The sequence below is a fragment of the Mycobacterium arosiense ATCC BAA-1401 = DSM 45069 genome, assembly GCF_002086125.1.
GTDB classification, from domain to species: domain Bacteria; phylum Actinomycetota; class Actinomycetes; order Mycobacteriales; family Mycobacteriaceae; genus Mycobacterium; species Mycobacterium arosiense.
This window is the reverse complement of sequence record NZ_MVHG01000132.1, coordinates 1-9,219: the sequence shown is the minus strand read 5'-3', so window position 1 is coordinate 9,219 and position 9,219 is coordinate 1. Positions and strand designations below refer to the sequence as shown.

Annotated in this window: 8 protein-coding genes and 2 pseudogenes; 3 read left to right on the top strand and 7 right to left on the bottom strand. The window is 63.1% G+C overall.

All coding sequences use genetic code 11. The annotated features are described in order from the left end of the window. Positions 1 to 278 precede the first annotated feature (278 nt). The 5 genes and pseudogenes from BST14_RS32740 to BST14_RS26760 all read right to left on the bottom strand — a co-directional run. Positions 279 to 365: pseudogene (locus tag BST14_RS32740) on the bottom strand (hypothetical protein); the annotation flags it as partial. Between the two features lie 38 nt (positions 366 to 403). Next, complete coding sequence (locus BST14_RS26780; RefSeq protein ID WP_083067321.1) at positions 404 to 844, bottom strand: hypothetical protein; 441 nt, start codon at positions 842 to 844, stop codon at positions 404 to 406. Continuing rightward, a complete protein-coding gene (locus tag BST14_RS26775) occupies positions 841 to 1,923 on the bottom strand; it encodes a hypothetical protein (RefSeq protein ID WP_083067320.1) in 1,083 nt (360 codons plus the stop codon). Before BST14_RS26775 ends, BST14_RS26780 begins: the two co-directional genes overlap by 4 nt. Further along, positions 1,924 to 2,217, bottom strand: coding sequence for a hypothetical protein (locus BST14_RS26770; protein ID WP_083067319.1), 294 nt, complete (start codon positions 2,215 to 2,217; stop codon positions 1,924 to 1,926). Between the two features lie 1,332 nt (positions 2,218 to 3,549). Beyond that, positions 3,550 to 4,323, bottom strand: a complete 774-nt coding sequence (locus tag BST14_RS26760) for an SDR family oxidoreductase (RefSeq protein WP_083067318.1) — start codon at positions 4,321 to 4,323, stop codon at positions 3,550 to 3,552. 153 nt (positions 4,324 to 4,476) lie between these two features. Between BST14_RS26760 and BST14_RS26755 the strand changes: the two genes are divergently transcribed. Continuing rightward, a complete protein-coding gene (locus BST14_RS26755; RefSeq protein ID WP_083067317.1) occupies positions 4,477 to 5,367 on the top strand; it encodes a LysR family transcriptional regulator in 891 nt (296 codons plus the stop codon). Positions 5,368 to 5,588: 221 nt separating this feature from the next. On the opposite strand, the pseudogene BST14_RS26750 reads toward BST14_RS26755, so the two are convergent. Together BST14_RS26750 and BST14_RS26745 are read right to left on the bottom strand one after the other, a co-directional pair. Next, positions 5,589 to 5,807: pseudogene (locus tag BST14_RS26750) on the bottom strand (nuclear transport factor 2 family protein); the annotation flags it as partial. A 61-nt stretch (positions 5,808 to 5,868) separates the two neighbouring features. Next, positions 5,869 to 6,366: a DinB family protein gene (locus BST14_RS26745; protein ID WP_083067316.1), complete on the bottom strand. Its 498-nt coding sequence runs from the start codon at positions 6,364 to 6,366 to the stop codon at positions 5,869 to 5,871. A gap of 387 nt (positions 6,367 to 6,753) precedes the next feature. Here BST14_RS26745 and BST14_RS26735 point away from each other — a divergent pair, with 387 nt between their 5' ends. Together BST14_RS26735 and BST14_RS31250 are read left to right on the top strand one after the other, a co-directional pair. Continuing rightward, on the top strand, positions 6,754 to 8,670 hold the full coding sequence (locus tag BST14_RS26735) for a TNT domain-containing protein (RefSeq protein WP_083067314.1): 1,917 nt from the start codon (positions 6,754 to 6,756) through the stop codon (positions 8,668 to 8,670). Continuing rightward, positions 8,670 to 9,146, top strand: a complete 477-nt coding sequence (locus tag BST14_RS31250; protein WP_245845776.1) for an Imm61 family immunity protein — start codon at positions 8,670 to 8,672, stop codon at positions 9,144 to 9,146. The genes BST14_RS26735 and BST14_RS31250 overlap by 1 nt, the downstream gene beginning before the upstream one ends. Positions 9,147 to 9,219: the final 73 nt, after the last annotated feature.

The following is a 9,219-nucleotide window of genomic DNA, read 5'->3' as shown; positions in this document are numbered from 1 at the left end:
CAACAACTACACTGACCGCTGCTCACAGGTGAGGAATTTCGGCAAGCACACCTGAGGACTTTCGACGAGCGCGATCACAACGCGTGTAGTGCCCGCTCAAACCCGAATCGATCCAACGTGCCGAGGTTGGGACACCGATGGCGAACCCGACCTGGACGGCACAAGAGCGCCAATGCTGCGCCCAATCCAGCATCACCCTGACCCTGACGCGCCCTCAGCTGCAGAAAGCGCAATGGGGATTGGTAGGAGCCAGCTGGGAACACACTCTCTATGACGAGGCCGGCCGAGCACTGACCGAACAACGATCCAGCCTTGCCGTTGCTGCACACATTCAGCACGAACAGGGCCAGGGACAGCACAGACATCACCGTGTAGAACGCTAAGCCGTACGGGGAGTTGGTCTTTACGCGCGCGGGGAACCGCTGCGGTCATCGATATTGCCAGCGCGGTTGTCCAGAACTTTCGCCGTGAACGCAGTGGTCCACAGAAGGACGATGTACGCGAGCGCGTAGCTAGGTGCCATGACCCACAGGGATTTTCCGCCCATGAACAGCCCGGCCATGTCGCTCAGTGCGTCACCGACGAAGCCGGACACCATTACCCCAGCCATGACGGCTATGTAAGCGTGCTCGCGCTTCTGCGTAACCTTGCCGGCCCTTCGTTGGGTGAAGTACCAGATACCCACGGCGACAACGATGATCGCTGAGCCGATGAACCCGGCCACTGTCCATACCGGGAGGGGCTTGGTGGCGTTGACGTGGGCTGACTTGAACACAATGTCGACGGCGATCATCGCCGCGATATACACAGGCAGGAGAAAGACCGCGCGTTTCATGTCGATCATGGCTTCGGTAACCCTGGGATAGGCAGATCGGCGCACTCCACTGCGCCCTCGACGGCCGCTTTAACGGGTGCTTCAACAAGCCCTTTCGTGAAGCCGCCGACGAAGCCCACGACGCCGCCGGGTATCGCCCCTGCACCGGCAAGCTCGGGGGTGGCTACGCCGCCAGCTATAGCGCCGCCGATAGCGCCCTTGATCGCGTTCTCGTATCCACTTTTGATCATCTTTTTGCCGATGTTGGCCTTCACCTTTCCTTCTACGCACTGCCCGAAACTCGGTTGGGGTGGGACGGTCGGCATCGGGCCCGGCGCTGGTTGGGGACCGGGGTCGGGTCGCGGGCCGAACGCTGGCATAGGGGTGGCGGGTGGCTGCGATTGCGGGCCGGGCGAGGTCAGTTGGCGCTCGTATTGATCTACGAAGCTGGGTTGCCGCCCGGGCGGCGGAAGCCCAGGTTGGGGCTGGGGTTGTGGCCCACCGTCCTGCTTGAAGTCGACCAGCTGAACGCCGTTGCGGTTCGAGCTGGGGGCACTACGGTTGTCGACCGGGGCGCTGTGGTTGGGGCCGCCCTGGGCTGGCGCAAAGCCACCGCCGCTGAGACCCGCAGTAGTGGCGGTGAGCTGGCCGGAGACGTTGGTGTCTGCCGCGTCGAGTTGCTCGGCGCGCAGCCGGAGGTCAGCGGCGAACGCTTCGGCCTGAGTTTGGCGCGCGGCCCGTTCCGCCGGGCTGGTGTTGCGGGTGTCGGTGACCGACAAGTCTTCTCCGACAGCGAATCCCGCATTCTGGGCGTCTTCGACGCCGTACAGGACTCGCCGCTGGGCCGCGCTGATGTCGCTGGCGCCGTTGCGGGCTATCCCGGCTGCCTGCCGTAGCTGGTCGGCTTTACCGGTGACGACGGATAGGTCGGCTGCGGTGCGTTGCCGCAGCGCGTCGCCGCCAGCGCCGTGCCAGGTGACGGATTGCGCCTGGTTGCGCATCGTCAGGAAGGCGTCTTCCCAGCGGTCGGCGGTATGCGTCCAGTGGGCGGCCGCGTCGATGAGGTGCTCGGTGCTCCACGCCTGGATCTGCGAGAGGGTGGCGGGCATCTAGACCACCGTCACCCCGGTGATGGCGGCTATGTCGGCCGCCGATGTGGCCTCTTGGCTGGTGTAGCCACCGGCGGCCGTGGTCGCCGCGCCGACCGTTTCTTGCGTCCGCGCAGTGAAGGCCGCTGCGGTGACGCCGATCGCCGCGTTGACGGCGTTCACGGCAGCCGTGGTGGCCTGGAATGGTTGTCCGGGTGACGGCGGCGCACTCGCCAGTTGGGAGGTAAGCGCCTCCCACTGGCCAGCCGTAGCTTCTAGCTCCGCGGGGACGACCTGCAATGGATCTTGCCCCATAGCTGCATGAGTTTATGCGGGTCGCAGGCAAGCCGCTATCACCGGCCGGTGTGGTGGCGCATCGCCGATTTCGAGCGGCAACGCATCCTCCTACCAGGTAGCACGCCGAGAAGGTACCGGGGCGACCGATTGAGTTAGTGGACCCCAAGGAGGGCAAGAGAGTGCGACGATTCGACTTCCGTCTTCCTGCGCGGCCGGATTGCAACTCCTTTGCCGACTACATCGGATGAGCCACTCCCCGGGGCACACACGAGCGTACTACTGGCTGAACGCGACAGTCAGCCCCCTCACGACCATTCGCAGTTCGGTCTGCCACCAAAGAGGAACCTCGCGCAGCGCCTCGAAAAAGCGGGATGGGTGGCTCCCTTTTGTGGCGCCGGTTCTTGGATTGGATGTCTTGGCTCGCGCGTAGGACGACTGCCCCGCGCCCGAAGCGCGCGTCGTCCCTCGCGCTGCCGTCGGTGACTCAGCAAGTCTCGCCGGGCAGCTGGCTGTTACATGATGCCGCCGGACAACGGTTGGCGACCCTATTGCGCCCGCTATTTCCACGCGGGCCAGGGGTGTGGTCACGCGGTGGCCGGTTCCTCGGTGCTATCGGTAGCTGCGGGCATACTGCTGAGCATGTCCGATGTGAGCCGCCAGCCCTGGCTGCGGTGTTGGCTGGTGAGGATTCGTCGGTTCGGCGCGGTGCAGTTGGTCGGCCAAATCTTGACGGGGTCGGTAACCACGCAAGTCACCCTCGCGGGGTTTCTGCATGCCGTGTTGGTGGCCGTTCGGGGTCGGATCTGGTCTGTGAGTCACGGCGGTTGTCTTCGATCGGACATGTCGCGGCTGGATTTGCGCTGGCCGCGTTGATCGACCGCTTCGGGCGCATTGAGATGATCGGCCACCCAAAACGAATCGACACCGGCAGCGGCCGCAGTGGCATAACTTGCCCTAGGCAACATCGCCGCGCCGTACCGTGAATGCAGAATCACGTCCGCGACCCCACCCGCAATCGAGCCGCCCTCACGCTGACACCGACCAAGGCGTGGTGGATGCTCCGGCAAACCCGCCGCCTTCTCCAACAGCCGACCAACGCGGCGCTCGGACTACTCGATCCGCTTTGCGGGAGCGACAGGGGTATCTCGTTTGTGTCATGTACCGACGGTGCAGACGAAACGACTGCTAATCCCAAGCACAGCACTGCCATACGCTGCTAACCGAACACCGCCCCGGCGGGCCTTACAGCAGTCCTCACGGGGGGCTTGTCTCACATCTAAAGAAACGAGAGCGATCAGTTGTTTTAGTGCAGAAGTTCACGTGAGGCATCCAGTGAGTGGTGCGTGATGGTTAGCGGGTGGTGTAGCCGCCGTTGGGGAAGATGGTTTGTCCGGTGATCCACCATCCCTCACCGGCGAGGAAGCGCACGACGGGAACGATGTCGTTGGGATCGGTGAGTCCGGTCTTGGTGAATTTGGACAGGTCTGCCGCGGTTTGGTTGAACTTGGCTGATTCGTCGGTTTCTTGGCCGTAGAAGAACGGGGTTTCCATTGGGCCCGGGGCGACGGCGACCACGGAGATGCCACGTGGGCCGAATTCCTTGGAGGCGGCGCGGGTGAAGTGTTCGACTGGGCTCTTGGATCCGGCGTAGATGGAGTAGCCGCCGGTGAAAGCGGCCAGCAGTGAGGTGACCAGGGTGATGATCTTGCCGCCATCGGCGAGATGGGCGCCAGCTTGTTGAATGAAGAAAAACGCTGTCTTGGCGTTGATGGCGAAAATTTTGTCGAAGTCGTCTTCGCCGACTTCAGCGATGGGTTTCTTGATCACCATGCCGGCGGTGTTGATCGCAATATCGATCGAACCCATCGCGGCGGCGGCATCGCCGAACAACCGGGACACCGCGGCGGCGGAGGTCAAGTCGGCCTGCACGGCGTGGGCGTGAGCGCCGGCGGCGGTGATCGCCGCAACTGTGTCGTCGGCGGCTGAGCGAGTCGCGTCGCTGTTGTAGTGGATGGTGATTGCTTTGGCGCCGTGGTCGGCAAGGTCGCGGGCGATCAGCCCACCCAGATTTTTGGCGCCCCCGGCAATGAGGACGTTCTTTCCGGTGATGCGGTGCTCGCTCATCAGCGTCTCCGTTCGTAGTGACGTCGCCGGGGCGACGTTGGGCGGGTGCTGAAGTTGACAGTAAGGAAAGCCGAGTACAAACGACCAACAGGGATATATGGTCATAACACAAAGCTTGTTTGTAGGAGGAGGTCACGGGTGCCCGATGGGCCGATGGATCTGCGACGCCTGGCGCAATTTGTCTCCGTGGCCGATCACGCAAGTCTGACTTCGGCAGCTGCTCGCCTGCATGTCACCCAACAGGCGTTAAGCGCCGCGATGCGCCAGCTCGAACGCGAGATCGGCGTGGCGTTATTCGATCGCCGGGGCCGACGGCTCGTGCTGTCGGATGCCGGGCGGACATTGCGCGAAGGTGCGCCCGTCCTGCTGGCCGCCGCGGACGCCCTCAGCGATGCCACGCGCGAAGCTGCCGGCGAAGATCCACGGCCTTTCGTGGTCGGACACTCCCCCGCCGTCACCGCCGAGGAGGCCTTCGCGCTGATCGAACCAATACGAAAGGCGCTGCCGCATCTTTCGGTGACCGCGCGGCAGCTCTTTCCCCGCGAGCTGCAGCAGGGCCTTCTCGATCGCTCCGTCGACGTCGGCCTGCGCCGCGGCGCCACCACCCCCACTGATCTCGCCGCCGCCGTCATCGGCTACGACGAACTTCGTGTCGCAGTCCGAGCGGAACATCCGTTGAGCGACCGACGCTGTTTACAGCTCACCGACATTGCCGACTTCACCCTGGTCGTGTGGGCGCCCCCGACATTTTCGTTCTACACCGACTTCCTCGTATCAGCCTGTCGTAGAGCAGGATTCGAGCCCAACCTGACCGTCAACAAGACTCAAGGCACCCCGCCGGTAACCGCGGTGGTTGACAACGACCACGTTGCGCTGGTCACCGCACCCCCCGGGAATGCCCTCGGCGGCCGCGTCCAGGTACGACCCCTGATCGACCCGCCGATGGTGCCCATCCAGGCGTTGTGGTTGCCACACACCCGGTCCGACGCCCGCACCACCCTACTAACTGCGGCCTCGTCCAGATCCGCACCCGACCTAAGCTGAGCATCAAAAGCAACACTTTGCTGCTGTCTCGTATCCAGAGAACGAGACAGCCGATCCGCCCCGCTTCCCTGCGCCGTCGTCCAGGTCGTGGCGTCTCGTTTTCTGTCTCGCACGCCCTCGGCAAGTCGCGAATGCTCAAAGTGTCTACGCTCGGCTTCCCAGACGGACGAGGTCCGTCGCTGCAGCTTGCTGTAGTGCTGTAGTGCCGGCGGTGATAGTCGAGTGAGCCGGAGATTTGGAATGCGCGCGACGGCCGCGGTCCAGTATCGCCGCAATGCCTCCTTGCCCCGGACCACGCCGCGCGTCTCCGGGAAGAGTCTGGCGGCTACCGGTGACGTGAACACGACGTCGTCGTGGAAGTCGGCGAGTACGGCTTCGACGTCGTGGGCGTTCCAATGGCGTACCCACCGTTCGCCGAACGCGGTCGCATCGACATTCATGGTGTGCACCGTAGTGCCCGGACGATTCAGCGGCCCAGCGACTCCCCTACTGCAGACCGGCTCAGAGTTGGCGCCGGATATCGAAAAGGTGGTGTTGCAGTTCGTGCGCGGTGTGGACGGCGACCCAGCGCAGCGACCGCTCACTGGTCTCGGGATAGTGATAGACAACGGCGCGGTCCCAGTCTGCGGCGGACAATCGTTCCAGCACATTGCTGAATAGCGCTGCGGCATCGGTGAGTTGGCGAGCGACCGCGGTAGGGTCCTGCTCGTTGTAACCCTCGTGCTCCGCGCGCTCCTCGCGACCCATGGGAGCGCAGTCGGCACCGTTGACGCGTCGGGCCGCAAGCACCCGTTCGCGCTGCACGAGCAGCACATCTCGCAGATGACACGCGTATTCCAGCGGAGACCATACGTCGGGCCGCGGACGCCGCCGGACATCGAAGCCGTTACGGCACAAAAGCGCAACAACATCGGCGGCCCCAGCGCGGATGTCGCCGGCAGCGGCTGCGGCGCGCCGCAGGTCATAGGTGAATCCGCAGTGGGCGCAGGGACCTGCCACGGAACCATCTTTTCAGACCGCGAAGTAACAATCGATGATGCGTATCCGCGGTGCGGTCGATGCTTCGTACGGGGCAGTGACTCCTCGCGACGACCGGCGAATCGGCGGCTGTACCACGCGGGAGCTCACGGCCGTCGGCGAGGGGCTCCGCAAGGCTGCAGCCCCGGCCGTACCGAAGTGGTCGTGGCCCATGGAGATTCGTGTCGGCGACCCGAACGGCCCGCACGCAGACATGGTGGATGAACCGGCCTCACCTGGCGACCACCTTGGCGACGCCTAGTGAATTGACCTCGGTTCCCGGATCACTACTCTTATGGGCGGCTCGCGACTGGGTGAAAATCCTGCCCGCGACGAGCTGCCAATAGCAAGCTAGCCAGCGACGGTGTCATGGGACTTCCCTACATAGATGAGAAGGCGCTCATCGCCGAAGCCGGTGGTGATCCCTGGGCGATCAACGCAAGCCTGCAGGCCGGCAGCCCGCTTCACATTTCGAACCTAGCCGGTGCCTTCCATCGCGCGGGCCGGTGCACCGCGGAGTCTGACAACGCTTTCCAACAAGCCCGCACCCGCTTCGAGGCCGCCTGGAACCACCAGGATGGCGGTCATCCGATCAACGACTCCGAAGAAGTCCAGCGGGTGGTGAAATCCCTTGGAGCGCAGTCGTTGCAGCTGCCCAAGATCGGTGCGGACCTCGAAAACATTGCTGCGGCGTTGGCCGACGCACAGAAGGCCGGGGCGGCGCGCATCGCCGCCCTGGATGCGCAGTTGAAGAGCATTTCGGACTCGGTTGTCCAGGCCGTCAACCTTTTGAACAACGACACAAGTCTCAGCGGCGCGGACAAAGAAGCGCTACATGCCTTTATCGACACTTGCGAAGACGACGCCGTCCGCGACACAAAGGCTGCGCTGGCTGCATTGCAAGCAATTCGCAACGGCTACTCCGATGGCCTGCAGAAGTCGCTCAATAGCCTTCATGCCGAGGGGTATGACGGCGCCCCCCTCCACGGCGCCGACGCTGACGGTGTGGCACCGCCGTCGCCAGCCCAGCAGGCCGCACTGGCTGACATCCGCCAAGTCACCAATCAGGCCGTCGTTGACCAGATGGCCAAGGTGCGCGCCGCGCAGGAGGCGCTCAGTAAAGCCACGGCGGACCTCTATACGCATGGTCCGGGCTCGCCGGAAGGCGAGGCCGCAACTGCCAAGCTGCCGAAGCTCAAAGCCGATCTCGCCCGTGCTTTGGACGATCTCGGCAAAATCCCGGACTACAACAGCATTGACCCCGCGTCCGTGAACGTCTCCCTCGACGGGCATTTCATGTTCACCTATGACGTCAACGGACAGCCAGTACAGGCATTCGGCCAATTGGAGAACGGCACGGGTGAGTTCTTCGACCAAGTCACCGGCACGTATTACACGTTCAACGGCGGCAAGTTGACCGGCATGCGCACGCCGGATCCCGGGCAGGTGGAGGCCACCTCTGAGCCTCTGTTTACCGCCATCACCCTGGCGGTCGGGGCACCGGAGCTCAAGGCGGGCGGCGAAGCGTTTGTGCAAGGCGTCAAGATGCTGTTCAGCCGCGAAACGCTAGAGGGCCTGACGGCCGACAATGTGTTCCCGCGGGCACTGGCCGGAGCTGAAGCACATTTCCAGGCCGCCGAGCGCAACCTCGCTTCTCATGGCCCACTACCCGGCACAAGCGGGGAGCCCGTCTTGGGCACTCACCCTCTCGATCCGCCCCCGGTCGAGCACGCGCCGTCGGCTGAGATTCCGGTCGAACACGCACCTGGTGGACCTCACGCACCGGTCGCACCTGATAGCCCGACGCCGCTACCGCCGGACCACCCACCGCCGCCACTCACCTCGGACCACCCGCTGTTCGACGGATACCATCCGGTTGAGCCTGGACCGAATTTCACTCACCCTGACGGTAGCCTGCGCTATCCCGACGACACGTCGCCGACGAAACCTTACGCCGTACCCGGGACTGTCGTTCCCGACGCTCAATTGCCAGAGGGGACGGTGGTCGGTCGATTTGGTTACCCTGGCGGCGGATACTTAGCGCCCGAAGGAACCCCATTTGCCGAACTGGCTTTGCCACCGGATAGTGCCGTCAAACCTTATTTCGAATACGTTGTGAAAGACCCGTCTCGTCTCCCGCCTGGCTGGCACATCGAGCAATCGGAAGTAGCTCCGTGGTTCCACCAACCCGGAGGTGGCCAGCAATACCGCATCATTAACGAAGATGGAGAGACCGGCGACGTCGCAGAACTGGTTAGGTGGGGATATTTGAGAAGGGTTAATTGATGGCTGATTTCTCCCGCTTGTCAGCTAATTGGCGTCTTTGGGCACCTGGATTGGGCGGCGGCAATGTATTCATCACGACCGACTGCGATGATTGTCTGATCTGCTTCAAAACCAACGACTATTCTGTGCATCTTCGGGAAGACCAAAATTGGTGGGTAGTGGATACGGTCAACGATCGCGGGCAGCGACGTCGCGGCGAGGCCAAGCTGTCCGACTTTGCCTTGGCGGAGAAGTATCTTATCTGGAATTGGGCAACGACCGTGCGCTCTGACCTCGCGTCGGGGCCGCTGGGCGCTGACCTCGCCCAGCAAGGATTCGCCCCAGACGTAGACGTATCTGAAGTCGATACCAAATACATGATCTGTTCAAACGGCGCTTGCGCGATTTTGTCGTTGGTTAATGCGACTATTTTCAGCCATCTCATGGATAGATCTGTGGGCGAGATCGAGGATTTGGTTAACGCAAACCTTAGCTAGTGTCCTGCGCCGTAAGTTGGTTGATTAATTGTAGACTTGGTCGGTGGCGAGTAGGGGTAGGCCGGTAGTTGAG

What these genes read in the sequence shown, in the direction of transcription:
- BST14_RS26780 (WP_083067321.1), bottom strand. Translation starts at nt 844, where the DNA reads ATGATCGACATGAAACGCGCGGTCTTTCTCCTGCCTGTGTATATCGCG.
- BST14_RS26775 (WP_083067320.1), bottom strand. Translation starts at nt 1,923, where the DNA reads ATGCCCGCCACCCTCTCGCAGATCCAGGCGTGGAGCACCGAGCACCTC.
- BST14_RS26770 (WP_083067319.1), bottom strand. Translation starts at nt 2,217, where the DNA reads ATGGGGCAAGATCCATTGCAGGTCGTCCCCGCGGAGCTAGAAGCTACG.
- BST14_RS26760 (WP_083067318.1), bottom strand. Translation starts at nt 4,323, where the DNA reads ATGAGCGAGCACCGCATCACCGGAAAGAACGTCCTCATTGCCGGGGGC.
- BST14_RS26755 (WP_083067317.1), top strand. Translation starts at nt 4,477, where the DNA reads ATGGATCTGCGACGCCTGGCGCAATTTGTCTCCGTGGCCGATCACGCA.
- BST14_RS26735 (WP_083067314.1), top strand. Translation starts at nt 6,754, where the DNA reads ATGGGACTTCCCTACATAGATGAGAAGGCGCTCATCGCCGAAGCCGGT.
- BST14_RS31250 (WP_245845776.1), top strand. Translation starts at nt 8,670, where the DNA reads ATGGCTGATTTCTCCCGCTTGTCAGCTAATTGGCGTCTTTGGGCACCT.